Raw genomic sequence first — 16,232 nt, forward strand, 5'->3', positions numbered from 1 at the left:
CTGCGGATGCTCTTTTATCCAGTATAGGATGTTTTCGGTATTGTTGCCGGGGTACTCCTTTTTAGCTATGATATATTAAAACGCTTTCATAAAAGAACTTTTTATCATCTTAATTAAGATAAGGAGATGACGGATATGAGTCATGAAACAACGGGTATCGAATATTTATTTCAAGATCCGAAGATTCATCTGGACGAGCGTGTATGGGATCTCGTGTCGCGACTAACTTTGGAGGAAAAAGTTGAATCCATGTTGCAATACCAGCCGGCCATTGACCGATTGGGAGTCGCAGCTTACAAGCACGGTACGGAAGCGGCACACGGGATAGCGTGGTTGGGTGAGGCGACTTCATTTCCTCAACCAGTAGGATTGGCATGTACTTGGGATACGGAATTAATGCGCCTCATCGGCTCTGTTATCGCAGATGAGGCGCGTGTCTACTATCGTCGTGATCCCAAATTAAACGGTCTGACCCTGTGGGCACCTACGGTGGATATGGAGCGTGACCCGAGATGGGGGCGGAATGAGGAAGCTTACGGCGAAGATCCGTATTTGACGGGAGAGTTGTCGAAAGAGTTAGTCAAGGGGATACAGGGGAAGCATCCGGTATATTTGAAGGCAGTTGCCACATTAAAACATTTTCTGGGTAACAACAATGAAGTGGACCGGGGAAGCGGCTCCTCCAGTATAGATCCACGAAACCTGCGAGAATATTACCTAAAAGCCTTTGAGAAGCCTTTTACGGAGGGCGGCGCCCAGTCGATGATGACTTCTTACAACCTGATTAATGGAACGCCTGCTACGTTATATCATGGGGTTAACGATATTGTCAGGGACGAATGGGGGATGGACGGCTTTGTCGTAAGTGATGCGGGTGATGTCATGGGGATTGTCAACGATCATCAGTATTACGATTCCCACACGCCAGGTGTGGCCGAATCTATTCGGGCGGGAATTGACAGCATTACAGATGATGCGGAGCTCTCCAAACAGGCGATTCGTGAAGCCTTGGCGCAAGGAACGCTACAAGAAGAAGACTTGGATCGGGCATTATTCCATACGTTCCGTGTTCGTTTTCGTTTGGGGGAATTTGATCCGGCTGCAGACAACCCCTATGCCTCGATCGGAGAGGAAGCTCTCATGACAGAGCAAGCCCGTGAATTGTCGTTGCGTGCGGCGAGGGAGCAGATCGTACTGCTTAAAAATGAGCATGAACTCTTGCCATTGGACCCTGCCCGGTGCGGCAAAGTAGCGGTCATTGGTACGCATGGCAATGAGGTGTACCGCGACTGGTATTCCGGTACGCTGCCCTACCGGGTTACACCACTGGAGGCGATTCGTACCAAGCTGGAAGGCGAGGACGAGAAGGAACGCGTCGTGTACCGTGATGCCAAGGATCGCGTGACCTTGACGGCGTCGAATGACGGAGCGAAGCTCGTAGTTGATTCTTCTGGCGAGATGCGGCTATCCCAGGATGGAGAGCCCGCGGTATTGACCATGACGGATTGGGGCTATGGCAGTGTGACGTTACATGATGAGCATCTGGGTACTTACGTGACGAGTGATGAGGAGACGCTCCGTGTGACAGCTGATGAAGCGTATGGCTGGTATGTCAAAGAGGTCTTTGGGCTGACTCCTGTTGGACAAGGAGAGCATCTGTGGACGACATGGAACGGCAAACCAGTGATTGCCGGAACGGAGGGCTCATTAAAGGTAGTGGAGGCTGAAAAATCTGCACTTAACGCTGTAGAGAGTAACGCCTCGAAAGACTCGACAGTTTCAGGACAGAGCCATACAACATTCCAGGTAGAGACGGTGTCAGATGGTTTAGCGGAAGCGATAGCCGCTGCGCAAGCGGCAGATACAGCAATTGTATTTGTTGGAAATCACCCGCTTATCAATGGAAAGGAAGAGAATGACCGCCCAGGCTTGGAACTGGCAGCTTCCCAGCAACGGCTTATCGAGGAAGTGTATCGCGTCAATCCGAATACGATTGTGGTTCTGACGGGCAGCTATCCATTTGCCATCCCTTGGGTTCAGGAGCATATTCCAGCGATCGTATACACGTCTCATGCGGGACAAGAGCATGGTACGGCAATAGCGGATGTGTTATTTGGAGATTATGCGCCAGCGGGGCGTTTGAACATGACTTGGGTTCAGAACGAGGATCAATTGGGCGACATCAAAGATTACGATATTATTCGCGGCGGTCGTACCTATCAATATTTTGAAGGTGAATCCTTGTATCCGTTTGGCCATGGATTGACGTATTCGCCTTTCGAATATAATGACCTGCGTACAGATGCCCCAAAGGATAGCGTAAAATCTATTGCTGCACTGGATGCCGTGGATACGCTCCAGGTGTGGGTAGAGGTGACGAATCGGGGCGTAGCTGCTGGTGAAGAGGTAGTACAACTCTATGTACGGCCCGGTGCCTCACGAGTAAAGCGACCATTGAAGACATTGTGCGGTTTTCAACGTATTCGCTTAGAGGCAGGTGAGACGCGAACAGTTTCCTTTACGATTCGGATGAAGGATTGGGCGATTTGGGATGTTACACGGGATTGCTATTGCGTTGAATCGGGTGAATATGCACTGCTGGCTGGCGCTTCCTCAGCGGATATCCGATTGGAGCACCCTGTGTACGTTCGAGGCGAAGTCATTCCACCACGCCAAGCCGGACGAAGTATCCGCGCTGAAAACTTCGATGATTGCTCCGACATCGTACTGGATGAAAGCAAGGAGCAAAGGGAGGCTTGTGTACGTCCGCGCACACCTCAACGTTCCGGCTGGATTGCCTTTCATGGCGTAGACATGGATACGGTAAGTGTCGTCGAGCTTCAGTGCCGCGTGTCAGGCAACAGCAGCGATGCCACAATTGAGCTGCGCTTGGATGCACCGGACAGTGAAGCTGTGGCGCGTGTGAACGTGGGCAATACAGGAGGGGCGCAAACATGGGTTACGCTTTCAGAAGCGGTACATTCAGTCTCCGGTACACGTGATGTATACCTGTTGTTGAGCGGGGAAGTGCGGTTAGCTCATTTTACTTTGGGCGCCAATGCTGCAGAGGATTCCGGCTTTCAGGCTTGAACTTACTTCTGACATCACGTACAATGCATTCAACGAAGTTTCTACAGCTTAGGGGTGTCATCTCATTTGAATAGTGAAAAAAGACTACGCACCGCAACGCCCAAATGGCTTGGGGTGGCGGTAAAGGCGCTTGTCTATTTGGAAAAGCACGGAGAACTCTGTGCCAGCGGTTCTATTGCCCGTTCCATTGACTGCGAAGTCACTTTGGTGCGCAGGGTGCTGACGCGCCTTGTACAGGCAGATTTGATTGCAGCACGCGAAGGTCGTGAGGGAGGCTATGTGCTTACCCGTCCGGCCGACCATATTACACTTGCCGATATATACCATGCCATTGAAATATGTGATCCGATTTTCCCGGGTATGATGCATGAACCGGAAACCAATCCTTTTTGTGAGGAGTTGGCGATAGCCGTATCCGAAATTTTAGCCGAGAGCGAACGACGTATGCTGGAAGTATGGGAGTCCCATACGCTGGCTTCGCTCGCCAATCGTACATCACTCGTGGTGGGGAAATGCAATCATAATGAAGGTAAGGATGCCAAGTCTCCTTCCCAGCGGGATTAACACATTTTCATTCAAAATGATAATAGCCGATACGACTCTAAGAGAGGGTTGTATCGGCTATTTCTGTGAAATGGTCATGCCTCAAATTATATTTCATATGAGCAAACCCGGTTACGTCCTGCATTTTTAGCTTCGTATAGTGCTTTATCTGCCTGCTCCAGCAGGGCTGCCCCGGACATATCTTCCCCGGTACCAGGAAAGTTCGTCACGCCGATGGACACCGTGACTTTAAGAACAAGACCGTCCGCTAAAATAAACTCGTGCTGATTTACTCCACTAAGAATCTGATTAGCTGTGCGCAGCGCTTGCCGAAAAGCACAATTCGGCAAAAGCACGGTGAATTCTTCCCCCCCGCTGCGGGTGACTACATCATTAGGACGACATTTTTCCATTAAAATCTGCCCAAGCTGGCGCAGCACTGCATCTCCTGCCGCATGTCCGTAGGTATCGTTGACTTCCTTGAAGTGATCAATATCCAACACCAGTACAGATAAGTGCTCATGACGTTCGCGAGCTTGAGGGAGCTTCTCTTCCAATGAAAATTCAAGCTGTCTTCTGTTGCTTAAATTAGTGAGATGGTCTGTGTAGGAGGAATGCTCCAGTCGAAGTAACAACTCATTGGATGTGTTAATAGATTCAGCAATGAGGTACAGAAGACATCCGCCGACCATGGAAATGAAGAATTGGAGCGGATAAACGTGCAGAACATCATCAAGATTTTTCAAATTAATCATAAGGGGACAGAATATAATGCCCAAAGCAAAAACGTTCATAATGATCAGCTTGGGTAAACGTGACCAGGACAGATGTGACAACAAAGCGCACCCCAGCCCAACGAGCATCATGAAAATAGCGCCTACGATGGCTTGAGTGTTAATACCAAACAGTAATAATCTACCTACACATATAAACAGGGTAGCCATGAGTGCTGCTGGGGCGCCGATGTACGTTGCGGTAGCTACGATGGCCAAATGACGAAGATCGGCAATCGTATTAAATCCTACTGGAATTGAATAGTACATCATAACAATGCCATAGCACCCAAAAAGAGCGCCTCCGATCCAATGTATCTTACGCTTCAAGGTGTGCAGCCGGATTTTATATCTTTGTGATATGAGGCCGGTTATGTACAAAAAGGTGACAAGGATACAGGTATTTACAAAAAACGTACTGAACAAGATGTTAACCCTCCCGAGAGGCATATTTCTTCATTTTATCAAAAAAACTGACATTAAGCTTGAAATTGAAGAATTTATTGAAATTTATTACGCTGGTGCGCTTATAACGTTTCGTTCACGTATTTGGTGCATAACTGGGAATAGATTGAGCATACTCCAAAGATACAAGAATAAGGAAAAATGGGCGGTATCTATTGCTGCCTTACTGGAGATGAGGTTTGCTCATGATTCGCTATCCCTATCGCAAACATAATAAAAAGTCGGGTGCGGGCAAGAACAATGAAAATTCTCCGCGCTATCTAAAAATCGATATTTGTTTGGAAACCAACTTGCAGCAAATTAAGAAATTGACGTCAGATAGCCCAGACTTTCTGATGCGTCGCTTTAAATTGGGGCTTAGGGCGGATGTTCCCGCCGCTATTGTGTTTCTGGATAGTATGGCTAAAACGGATACGGTGAATGAACTCATCATGAGATCCATGCTTAGCCGCCCATCTGCTGAAGTGGCTGTTGAGGTGGAGAGTGCAGAAGCGCTGTACGCAAGAATACAGAGTCATGCGCTTTTACTGGGAGAAGTGAAGGACTGCGATGATTGGAGTTCCATGATGGAACAACTGTTAATGGGGGACACGATCATCTTATTGGAAGGCTGCGAAAAAGCGATTGCGTGCGGTACGCGTGGGGGAGAGACACGCGCGGTCAGCGAGCCAACAACACAGACAGTCGTCAGAGGACCAAAAGATGGATTTGTAGAATCCCTGTTCACGAATATTTCTCTGGTCCGGCGACGGATTAAAAGCTCCGATCTTACACTGGAGATGTTCCAAGTGGGAAGCACGTCCCTCACGAATGTGGCCATGCTGTACATGAAGAATATTGCAAATCCACGCGTCGTAGATGAGGTTCGTAAACGGGTAGAAAGCATCAATATTGACGCCATATTTGAGTCCGGCATGGTTGAGGAGATGATACAAGAAAATCATTTCACACCATTCCCAACGATCTTTAACACGGAAAGACCTGATACCATCAGCAGCAATATTATGGAGGGCCGAGTGGCACTCATTATAGACGGAAATCCGTTTGTATTGGTGATGCCCACAATATTTGCTCAATTTTTCCAGAATTCTTCGGATTATGAAGAGCGTTATGATATGGCAACTGTTGTTCGGCTCATTAGATATATCAGCTTCATTATTCTTATTCTAGGGCCTTCTCTCTACATTGCCTTAACAACATATCATTATGAAATGATACCGACTCCATTGCTGATCAGCATATTGGCTCAGCGGGAATCCGTTCCTTTTCCGGCATTTCTAGAGGCGTTTATTTTGGAAATCACCTTTGAGATTTTGCGTGAGGCGGGTATTCGAATGCCGCGTGCGGGTGGTCAAACGGTATCCGTTATAGGAGCGCTTGTGTTGGGTCAAGCGGCCGTGGAAGCCGGAATTGTCACCCCGCTGCTCACGATTGTAGTAGCCCTGACGGGGATAGCCAGTTTCGCAATCCCAGCCTACAACATGGCGGTGGCTGGGAGATTGTGCCGATTTATTTTCATGATACTGTCTGCGTTCATGGGGCTATACGGCATTACATTGGGGCTGATTGCGCTGATTGCTCATATGAACAGTCTGAGTTCTTTCGGGGTGCCCTACATGGCGCCTTTCAGCCCTTTTGTGCTGGAGAGTCAAAAGGATGCCGTATTGCGACTCCCGTTCTGGATGATGAGGAAGCGTCCTAAAAGCATTACATCTAAAAACCAGAAACGAATGAAGGATGGAAGCGGGAATTCCTCATCTGATAAAACCACACCGATGCAGGAGGGGGGCAATCAGGGTGTATCAGGGGAAGAGGAATGAACAAAGTGCAGTAACCTTTAAGGGGAGAATTGGGAGACTGTGTTTGGCTTTGTTACTGTTCGCTCCATTGTTATCCGGTTGCTGGGATTCTGTGGAGTTAAACCAGAGAGCAGTAGTAGCAGGGATAGGAATTGATTTGGTTGGGGAGTCGGACTATGAGGTTTCCCTACAGGTGATCGTGGCAGATGAAATCGCCGGAGCCAAAGCGAGAGGAGATACTCCTGTCGTTTTGTATCGGGAAAAGGGGAAAAATCTGTTTCAAGCGCTCCGCAGAGCCTCACAAAGGGTTCCGAGGATCATTTCTTTGGCGCATACCAAACTGGTCGTTATTGGTGAAAAGCTGGCACGGGCTGGAATCGGCGATATGATGGATTCTCTGGAAAGGTCTACAGAAATCCGGCTGCCGGTTAAAATGCTGGTGGCACGCGGTAATACTGGGAAGGATGTACTGGCAATCATGACCGCGATCGGCCGTATTCCCGCCAATGATATTTCAGGAAAGCTGGAAACATCGGAGCGTTTTTATGCCGGGGATTACGCGGTGACTATCGACGATGTCATTCGCAGCATGTCTCATAAGGGCGGCGGTCCTGTGCTGACGGGCATAGGGGTCAATGGGAATTTGGAGCAGGCCGCAAGCAAGAACAATGTGGACAATATTTTACCGAAAGCCATTGTTCATATTAACGGAATGGGGGTGTTCAAAAAGGATCGGCTTGTCCACTGGTTGGAAGATGACCAGGCCATTGGACTGTCTATGATCAACAACAAGGTGAAAAGTGCCCAAACAACACTGAGCTGCGGTAAGAATAGGGAAACCATTGGCATCGAAACCTTGTTTTCTGCAACCAATGTACACACTCGAATGGAGCAAGGAGAGCCTATTTTTGTGATTAACTTAAAACAGACCGGGGCAGTACAGGAAGCCGAGTGCTCGATTAACTTACAAAGTCCGGAGGCGATGAAAAGACTGCAGGAGCAATGGACAGAGGAGACGAAAAAAGTGATCGCTTCAACAGTCAGGGATGTTCAGCGTACCCGCAGCGATGTAATAGGCTTTGGCCTTGCGCTGGAGAGGAGCTATCCCAAACAATGGAAAAGGCTCTCTTCCGATTGGAGCCGTTATTTTGCGGAAAGTACCGTCCGTATTCAAGTGACTTCTGTACTGAAACACACTCAGTCGCGGACTAACCCATATTCCAAGGGTGAATCAGACTAGTGAAAAATAGAACAAGGAGGGAAGGCTATGAAAAAAAGGGTACAGATAGGTGCAAAAGAGATGATCTCTCTTATGGTGTTGTTTGAGATGGGCACATCCATGATGTCTATTCCCGGAAGGAATGCGGGCAAGGATGCATGGATCGCCATCCTCATTTCAGCGATTTTTGGGGCATTGCTTTTTGTATGCTATGGCAGCCTTCACCAACGCTTTCCCAACTTGCTAATGACACAGTACTGCAGAACCCTTTTGGGCAAGAAAGCAGGGAGTGCGCTTGCTTTTTTATATATCGTGTTTTTTCTTTACGGCGGAGCACGGGATCTTCGGGATACGGGGATCCTGATTGCCGACCGGACACTTCAGCATACGCCGTTGACAGTCATTTGTGCCTTAATGATTGGACTTGTAATGTATGTGGTGTATTTGGGAATCGAGGTTGCAGGCCGGACGGCCATCATCATGTTGATTTTGCTGCTGCTGCTGGGCCTGGCTACGAATATATTAGTTTTGTTAGCAGGCATTGTAGATGTGGGCAATATATTGCCCATAGCCGAGCATGGCTGGCAGCCGATATGGCAAGTTGTTTATTCGCAAGCCGTGATGCTACCGTACGGCGAGATGGTTACGTTTGCGATGATTCTCCCCACATTGAAAAAAGGCTATCGTGCCAATGGGGTAGGGGTCTCTGCTATATTGCTGGGAGGGCTGCTCCTGTCTATTGTCACACTGTCCAATGTGCTTGCACTGGGGGAGGATGTGTTCAAACGGGCGACTTACCCGCTGCTCTCGATGATCAGCAAGGTCGAAATATCTGATTTTATCGACAGAGTCGATGTCATCGGCGTTATGAGCGTTATTATCTTTGATTTTTTTAAAATTTTCATCTTCTATTATGCCGCGGTTAAAGCCGCAGAGGATGTATTGAGAATGTCTTACCATAAACTGATCCTGCCATTTGGGCTGATCATGTTAGTCTCGTGTGTATTGATGGCACTGAGCTATCAAGATCACCTTCAAACAGGCGAGTTAGTGCTGAAATGGCTGTTTCCGATATTTGCCGTGTTTTTTCCTATCTTGCTGCTAATCGTGTCGTGGTTGAGAAAGACCCGGAATAAAAAAGGAGAGGAAAATGTCTCATGAGTCATCGTCTTGCCGATAAAAAATACATCGGTACCGGTCAAACTCATTTTGATGTTCCATTTTATTCTGGGAAATGCGGTCATTATTAATATGGATAATGAATATGAACGGAATACATGGATTGCCACTTTGAATTTGGACGACTGTCCCTCATCTATATTCATCCATTATTTGTTTACGTTTTCCCTTGTTTGTTCTTTCTGATGACTCTCTTGCGGAGAGGAAGAGGAGGAAGTAGAAACTTTGAGGAAATGTGACCATTGTGAGAAAAGGAAGCGAAATGCGTTTCCTATTTGCTTTTTGCCCACATTTATAAGGAGCACTATGAGCATTCCTACCAGGACGATATATTCTGATGGTCGCATAGTGAGAAAAGCCAATGAAATAGGTTCCCAAGGATGATGAACACCAAGAAGCCATTTTATCGACATACTTGTTCCGAGCATTAGCAGCATAAAAAGCATGAATATCCAAAGTGTTTTCATCAAGCATCCCTCCGATAATTATATAAGCCAAGCATGTACCATGTATACATTGTGTTGCAAAGCCGTTCAATTTATCCGATCCCATTGACTTGAAATAAATTAAGATTTATACTTATTCTAAATTGATCTTTATTGTGATTGTAAGTTTGTAATTAATATAATCTACGTTGGCTAAGGGAGATGCGCTATGAGAACTTTAAATTTAACTTCGCAGCGCCAAGCGGTATATGATGTGGTTCGTGAAGCCCACGATCATCCTACTGCGGCCGATGTTATGAATCGGTTGATGGAGCGCGGATATAATCTGGCATATGGAACGGTATATAATTCACTGCGTTATTTGACAGATAAGGAATTAATCCGTGAATTGAAGCTGGGGGAAGCTGCTAGTCGTTATGACGGACGGATGGACGATCATCAGCATATTATTTGTCAGGTATGCGGTCGAGTAGATGAAGTGATGAGTGAAGTTCCACAAGATTGGATTGACACGGTTGCGCATGAAACGGGGTATACTATTGCCCATGCCCATGTCGTATTCGGAGGAGTGTGTAAGGAATGTCAAAGCAAGCGAATCAGATAACGAATCGTTTCAAAGTGGCTGATATGCCTAGACGGGTGAAGGGCAGTTGGACATCGATGTTAGCAGCTCCCTCTACACCTACGGTGCAGACCGTTCCTTCCAATGAGCCTTTGTATTGTCCGACTACACGTCGTATCATTCTGATCAGTTCGGTACCGGGTGTAGTTCACGGGTTGGTGCGTACGCTGTCAGATGCGTGTTTTGATGTAATGGTTTTCCATCGCTGGGAGCCTGAAGTGCAGCGTCATCTGGGAAGCGATCTGTTGATTTACGATTTGACCGCCACCGAACCACAGAGTGAATTACTAGATATCCGCAATCGTCTTGAGATAGAACACATGAAAGATACACCGGTTATGTATGTGGTTCAGGATCGGATGTCTGTACATGCGCATGAGCTGCTTCCTTCAGAAGAGGTGCTGGTGTGGTCGCTGGCTTCCAACCACATGGTGCATGATATTGAACGGATGATTGTACGCCATCCTGCCGCTTCCCGTCAGGCAGCGCAAGCCAGCCGTCGTAGGGTATTCAAGGACATCTGGATTGACCGAGATAAAATGCTGGTATATAAAGAAGAGAGTCAATTGAATCTGACTAAAACAGAATACGATTTGCTGCTGAAGCTGATTGATGCTCAAGGCAAAGTGATCTCCCGTGAGCAAATGATGCACGATATTTGGGAGACGGATTTTGTAGGCGGCAGCAACGTTGTAGATGTGCATGTCAAAAGTTTGCGCAAGAAGCTGGATGATCGACCTGCGGAACCTGCATATATTGCAACCGTAAGAGGTGTAGGATATAGATTGGCAGATTGAACTAAAAGCTATGAATACCGATGAATTTCCGCCGGATGGAGACATTCGGCGGTTTGTATATGATTCCATGAAGAAACTGACATTAGGTGTGACGGTTGACTTTATCAGGATATATACACTACAATCGGTAGTGTGAGGTGCTTCTTATGAAACGACTGAATTTTAAAGCTGGCGAAACTGGGCTTAACCGATTTTTTGGGCCTCTGGAAGCCAAAATTATGGATATTTTATGGTCCACTTCGGATCGGAGTATCAAAGAAGTGCAGACCGCGTTGGAGGGGGACCGGGACTTTAACTTCAATACGGTAATGACCGTGATGAACCGTCTAGTGGAAAAGGGAATACTGAGTAAGAGTATACGTGGGAGAACGTCTTTATATCGTCCAGTTTTAAGTAGGGAAGAGTTCATGGATGAGCAATCCAAGGGACTGAGTCACGAATTGGTGGATGAATTTGGTCCGCTTGCTGTCAATCATATGATTGACGCTCTGGAGGTGGCCGATCCGAAGTTGATCGAACGTCTGGAACAAAAAATTAAACAATGGAAAAAGGATATGTAGCGATGTGGAAAACACGTTCTAAATTACTGTTTACAGCAGGCGCCTTGATTTCGGGTTTCGCCCTTATACAGATGGGTATGTACGCCGGGCAGCATGTTTTCGGCTGGAAATTGAATTATAACGTGTTTCAAATTTGCAGAAGTTTGTTGCAGCACTACGGAATCGGCTACATGGTGGATGCGCTCAGCGGGCTGGTTTTCGTTACCTTCGCTATCGCCGGAGGAGAAGCAGTCAGACAGTGTATGGCTACCAAGGCAGCTTTTCGCAGACTCTACCGAATGCGCCACCTGCCGCTGACCGAATCACTGGGTGAACGATATCGTGAACTCGGGACCGATCGGATTTGGGTCATTGATTATGCCAAGCCTGCCGCCTTCACCATGGGATTATGGAAGCCACGCATTGTATTGTCCTCTGCACTATTGTCCGTACTGGACAAGCACGAGGAAGAAGCGGTCATATACCACGAAGCCTATCATATGAAACATTATGATCCGTTGAAGACCTGGTTGCTGCAAGTGTGTGCTAAACAGTTGTTTTACTTGCCTGTGCTGCGTCACATTACCCATCATTATAAGACGGCCCGTGAAATTTTGGCTGATAACGAAGCGATTCATCGAGCCGGTTCACCGGTTGGGATTGGGAGCGCATTGCTCAAGCTTCTGAGTATGACGCCTGCCAATACTCGCCTGGTAAACTCCGCCGCTTGTTCCTCGTTTGCAGAAACGTCCATTAATTATCGTATCTCACGTATTTTAGACCCTCAGCAGGAACCTGTCATTCAAATGCCTTGGCGTTCGATTATGTTTTCCAGCTATGTGCTAGTGATGCTGACACTTATGTTCGCACTGGCGCTGATCTAGTTTGGCAAGATGTTTCCTACGGGTGGCGCTTTTCGCGCTCCCGATTCTCGATTCTCGATGTTCTTTACACTACACTATGTAGTTTTTTACAGGGTTTTTATACAACTTAAAAGGAGATGAGCAAATGAATCAAACACTTATGAATATTGGATTATTGTTGGTACGAATCTTTACAGGGGTTATTTTTATCGTTCACGGTGCACAAAAGTTTCAGGGATTAGACGGAACCTCTGGCTTCTTCCAAAGCATCGGACTCCCTGGTTGGATGGCTCCTGTGGTCGCCACGGTTGAGCTGGTTGGGGGTATTGCACTGGTTCTGGGTATCGGAACACGATTGGCTGGAGCGGCATTGACCATCGTTATGATCGGTGTATTGCTAACCGCTAAAAAAGGACAGCCTTTTGGCTCGATTGAATTTGATCTGCTGGTTCTGTTCACCAGTCTTCAGCAAGCACTTGTCGGTGGACGTTTTCTGGCAGTGGATCAGTTATTTGGCCGTAAAAAGGCTGAAAACAGTAACGTACAGGTCTAAATGTTCATATAACCGCGTCCTTAGTCTCATAGGGCGCGGTTTTTGTTTTTCTCCTTTGTGAAATTTCATTGTAAATCATTTGCTACTTTCAACCGATATAACTAACACGGAATGTAATTCAAATATATCGTTTTATGAGCAAAGGGGAAAAAACATGGGAACAACGCGAAAGAGAAAAACGATATGGACACTCAGGAACAAGCTAAGTTTAGGCTTTTTGCTTGTTTTGCTGATTCCGAGCTTAAGTATTTCCATTGCGACCTATAAATCATCATATAATGCTATGGAGAAACAGCTCCACGGTAGTGCGAATCAGGGGGTAGCGACGGCTAACTCAATTATTGAATACGCAATTGCCAGTAAAATTAAAGATGCGAGTTATTTGGCGGAGCGTCTGGACGGCTCGATGATAGATGGTCGAAACAGCCCTTTGATTCAGCCCAAGCTGATCCAATACAAAGGTTTGCACGAAGATGCGACAGATATTTTTGTTGGAACACCGGAGGGCTTGATGATCCGGGGGGTACCCAAGGAGGATGAAGGGACATTTGACCCTCGCAAACGTCCATGGTACATAGAAGCGATGAAGCAGCCCGGTAAGGTTGCAATTACGCCTGTTATCATCAATTCATCGGGTATTCCTGTTGTCGTAGTATCTCAGACGCTTTCCGACAAGTCCGGGGTTATTGGGATCTCTCTGAATTTGGAGAGTGTACGTAAACTGGCCTCTATCAAAGTGGGCCAGGAGGGGTACATCATCATTTTGGATCATACGAAGAAATTTGTAGTCCATCCTACGGCTAAAGCGGGCTCATCTCCTCAGGAGAATTCGCTTGATACGTTGTATACTGCGCCGAGCGGGAACTTCAACTATATGCATGAAGGTCGCGAGAAATATTTGACCTATGTAACGAATACGGATACCGGCTGGAAAATTGCAGGTACCTTCTATCAATCCGAGATTAGCGATGCCACCGCTGCCATGCGTTATGTAACCATTTTCGTGCTGGCTGCCTCACTGGTGATTGCACTTATCGCGATTTTCCTGATTACCCGTTCTGTTTTGGTACCGATTCGTAAGCTGCAAAAATCAGCAGAACGAATCAGTGAAGGAGATTTGACGGGCGATTTGGAAACTGGAAAAACGGATGAGGTAGGCGAATTGTCTGCTCACTTCCAAACCATGGTCGACAGTTTGCGCACGATGATTCGAAGCGTACACGAAACGACAGATCGGGTAAGTTCTTCAGCGGAGGAGCTGGCTGCGGGGGCAGATCAGACAACCCAAGCGATTGAGCATGTCACCATTGCTATCCAGGAAGTAGCTGTGGGCAGCGAACGTCAGGTGCAGAGCGTTAAGCACGGATCTGTAAATATGGAGGAGCTTGCTCAGCAAGCAGCGAATGTATCCGAGCGTATGGTGGGCGTATCTGAACATGTGAAGATGAACGCCGAGTCGGCTCAGGAGGGCAGCAAGGCCGCTACGCAGGCTGTACAGAAGATGCATGACATCGACGAAACCGTTAACGATCTTGGACAGGCCATGGACTCCCTCAATGAGCGCTCCGGTGAAATCGTGAATATTATCAGCGTTATATCCGGTATCGCTAAACAGACCAATCTGTTAGCTCTGAATGCGTCCATTGAGGCTGCACGCGCTGGGGATCATGGTAAGGGATTTGCCGTGGTCGCTACGGAGGTACGTAAGCTAGCTGAGGAATCAGCGAAGTCGGCCACCTTGATCTCGGAGCGCATTGAAGCGATGCAGGTGGATATGAATCATGCTCTGGGTGCTATGCATCAAGCGCGGACACGGGTGACGGAAGGCATTGATTCGGTAACCACGTCTGAGCAATCCTTTGCGGAAATCAGCCAGGCCGTGGAACGAGCTATGGTGCATATCAATGACATTACCGGAGTGACTCAGGAAATGGCACGGGGGACTGTAGGTGTCGTAGATATTATGAGCGATATTGCCCACATTTCGGACGAGGCAGCGAGCAACACCGAGTCGATCTCAGCGGCAGCTGAGCAACAGCTCGCTTCTATCGAGGAGATTGCTTCATCTACAGCGGACCTGAGCCAAATGGCAGAGGAATTGCGTGAACTAGTTGGACGTTTTCAGGTTGAAGGAAAATCCTAAAATGATAAAAAGCGCCCGGATAAAGGAGATTGTACTCTGTATCCAGGCGCTTTTTTTAATGTTTTTAGCATAATTTCCGGTTTGCAGGGTTAGAAGTTAACGTTGGAAGGACTTGCGGCGATCCAGACGGAAACGGACATTCCGTGAGCTGTCGGAAGGACGCAGCGAACTTCTCTGAAATATATTGTTCAGAATCAGTGCGAAAATGACCAGCACTGTCCCATATAGTTCAAAACGGCTAATGGCATAACCTTGGAAATACATGAGTACCAGCGTGGTAATCGGTACAAAGTTGATAAATAGAATTCCGTTGAGTGGAGACAGCTTTCGGATTCCGGCATTCCAGCTAAGCAGGGCAGCTAGCCCTGGAAGCAGGATCATAAAGCTCATTTCGTATTTAACTGACCACACAGCCTGCCAGTCCGGCACCACAATCCAGTTGAAAGCAGAGGCAAATGTGACGACTACGAAGGAGACGAGAGTTCCGAGCAGGCAGGTTAGGGTTGAATACCGAAGAGTAGACCATCCTGCAAAATGGCTACCTCCCATGGAATATACGACCCATCCGACGACGCCTACGAAAATAAGCAGCAGCGGCAGTAAATGTTGTCCGGCAAGTGTGAAAAAGGTCCATTTTCCGTTCGTGATCACAAGTAAAGCCCCAGCCAGCGCAATCACCATGCTGATTAGTGTATATTTCGGAGGCATTTTACGGGTCATGACCCACACCATCGCAATGGAAATCATCGGCATTAGCACTTCCATAATAGAGGCTACCAGAGTACCTGCTGCCCCCATCGCGTGCTGTCCCTGGAAAACGGCCATATTATAAATGGTGAATCCCATGGTCCCGAAGAATAACAACGTCTTGCCCTTGCCCTCAAAGCGAAATGCAGTCCGTCCCTCTTTGAGCCACAATAGTACGACTAAAATGAGTGTAACCGATAAATAGCGCAAAAATGAAAAGTACAGTGGATTGATGTGTTGTAATGCAATGTGCGAAACCGGAAACATCGCCCCCCAGGACATACTGGCGATTAGGCATAATAAAGATCCGGTCATGATTTGTCTGTTCATGGTGTACGAAAGCTCCTCCTTGCCGGTCTCAGCGGACATATCTTATGGACAACATCATAAAGGATAGGAAGCTGTTGGTAAAATGATTGAAAATAAACATTATGATCATTTAAAATGATAATAA

14 protein-coding genes are annotated in these 16,232 nt (G+C 47.2%); 11 read left to right on the plus strand and 3 right to left on the minus strand.

Annotated elements, in window-relative coordinates:
* Positions 1–135: 135 nt before the first annotated feature.
* Both AC5ELV_RS10660 and AC5ELV_RS10665 read left to right on the plus strand, forming a co-directional pair.
* On the plus strand, positions 136–3,090 hold the full coding sequence (locus AC5ELV_RS10660; RefSeq protein ID WP_493430154.1) for a glycoside hydrolase family 3 C-terminal domain-containing protein: 2,955 nt from the start codon (positions 136–138) through the stop codon (positions 3,088–3,090).
* 66 nt (positions 3,091–3,156) lie between these two features.
* A complete protein-coding gene (locus AC5ELV_RS10665; protein WP_493430155.1) occupies positions 3,157–3,654 on the plus strand; it encodes an Rrf2 family transcriptional regulator in 498 nt (165 codons plus the stop codon).
* Positions 3,655–3,740: 86 nt separating this feature from the next.
* Here AC5ELV_RS10665 and AC5ELV_RS10670 read toward each other — a convergent pair whose 3' ends face one another.
* On the minus strand, positions 3,741–4,832 hold the full coding sequence (locus AC5ELV_RS10670; protein ID WP_493430156.1) for a GGDEF domain-containing protein: 1,092 nt from the start codon (positions 4,830–4,832) through the stop codon (positions 3,741–3,743).
* Between the two features lie 224 nt (positions 4,833–5,056).
* Here AC5ELV_RS10670 and AC5ELV_RS10675 point away from each other — a divergent pair, with 224 nt between their 5' ends.
* The 3 genes from AC5ELV_RS10675 to AC5ELV_RS10685 are packed head-to-tail and all read left to right on the plus strand — an operon-like array spanning position 5,057 to position 9,050.
* Entirely contained in the window at positions 5,057–6,691 is a 1,635-nt protein-coding gene (locus AC5ELV_RS10675) for a spore germination protein (protein WP_493430157.1), read from the plus strand.
* A gap of 43 nt (positions 6,692–6,734) precedes the next feature.
* On the plus strand, positions 6,735–7,910 hold the full coding sequence (locus tag AC5ELV_RS10680) for a Ger(x)C family spore germination protein (RefSeq protein ID WP_493430158.1): 1,176 nt from the start codon (positions 6,735–6,737) through the stop codon (positions 7,908–7,910).
* Between the two features lie 27 nt (positions 7,911–7,937).
* A complete protein-coding gene (locus AC5ELV_RS10685; RefSeq protein ID WP_493430159.1) occupies positions 7,938–9,050 on the plus strand; it encodes a GerAB/ArcD/ProY family transporter in 1,113 nt (370 codons plus the stop codon).
* A gap of 167 nt (positions 9,051–9,217) precedes the next feature.
* On the opposite strand, the gene AC5ELV_RS10690 is transcribed toward AC5ELV_RS10685, so the two are convergent.
* Positions 9,218–9,535: a YczF family membrane protein gene (locus AC5ELV_RS10690; protein WP_493430160.1), complete on the minus strand. Its 318-nt coding sequence runs from the start codon at positions 9,533–9,535 to the stop codon at positions 9,218–9,220.
* Positions 9,536–9,722: 187 nt separating this feature from the next.
* Here AC5ELV_RS10690 and AC5ELV_RS10695 point away from each other — a divergent pair, with 187 nt between their 5' ends.
* From AC5ELV_RS10695 to AC5ELV_RS10720, 6 genes are all read left to right on the plus strand, one after another.
* Positions 9,723–10,118, plus strand: a complete 396-nt coding sequence (locus AC5ELV_RS10695; protein ID WP_493430161.1) for a Fur family transcriptional regulator — start codon at positions 9,723–9,725, stop codon at positions 10,116–10,118.
* On the plus strand, positions 10,094–10,933 hold the full coding sequence (locus AC5ELV_RS10700; RefSeq protein WP_493430162.1) for a winged helix-turn-helix domain-containing protein: 840 nt from the start codon (positions 10,094–10,096) through the stop codon (positions 10,931–10,933). Before AC5ELV_RS10695 ends, AC5ELV_RS10700 begins: the two co-directional genes overlap by 25 nt.
* Positions 10,934–11,079: 146 nt before the next feature.
* A complete protein-coding gene (locus AC5ELV_RS10705) occupies positions 11,080–11,493 on the plus strand; it encodes a BlaI/MecI/CopY family transcriptional regulator (protein ID WP_013312429.1) in 414 nt (137 codons plus the stop codon).
* 2 nt (positions 11,494–11,495) lie between these two features.
* Positions 11,496–12,356, plus strand: coding sequence for a M56 family metallopeptidase (locus AC5ELV_RS10710; RefSeq protein ID WP_493430163.1), 861 nt, complete (start codon positions 11,496–11,498; stop codon positions 12,354–12,356).
* Positions 12,357–12,480: 124 nt separating this feature from the next.
* Positions 12,481–12,888, plus strand: a complete 408-nt coding sequence (locus AC5ELV_RS10715) for a DoxX family protein (protein WP_493430164.1) — start codon at positions 12,481–12,483, stop codon at positions 12,886–12,888.
* Between the two features lie 154 nt (positions 12,889–13,042).
* Positions 13,043–15,031: a methyl-accepting chemotaxis protein gene (locus AC5ELV_RS10720; RefSeq protein ID WP_493430165.1), complete on the plus strand. Its 1,989-nt coding sequence runs from the start codon at positions 13,043–13,045 to the stop codon at positions 15,029–15,031.
* Between the two features lie 96 nt (positions 15,032–15,127).
* Here the strand turns inward: AC5ELV_RS10720 and AC5ELV_RS10725 are convergent, their stop codons facing one another.
* Entirely contained in the window at positions 15,128–16,108 is a 981-nt protein-coding gene (locus tag AC5ELV_RS10725) for a DMT family transporter (RefSeq protein ID WP_493430166.1), read from the minus strand.
* Between the last annotated feature and the right edge of the window lie 124 nt (positions 16,109–16,232).

This window comes from Paenibacillus sp. NMA1017 (assembly GCF_058895805.1).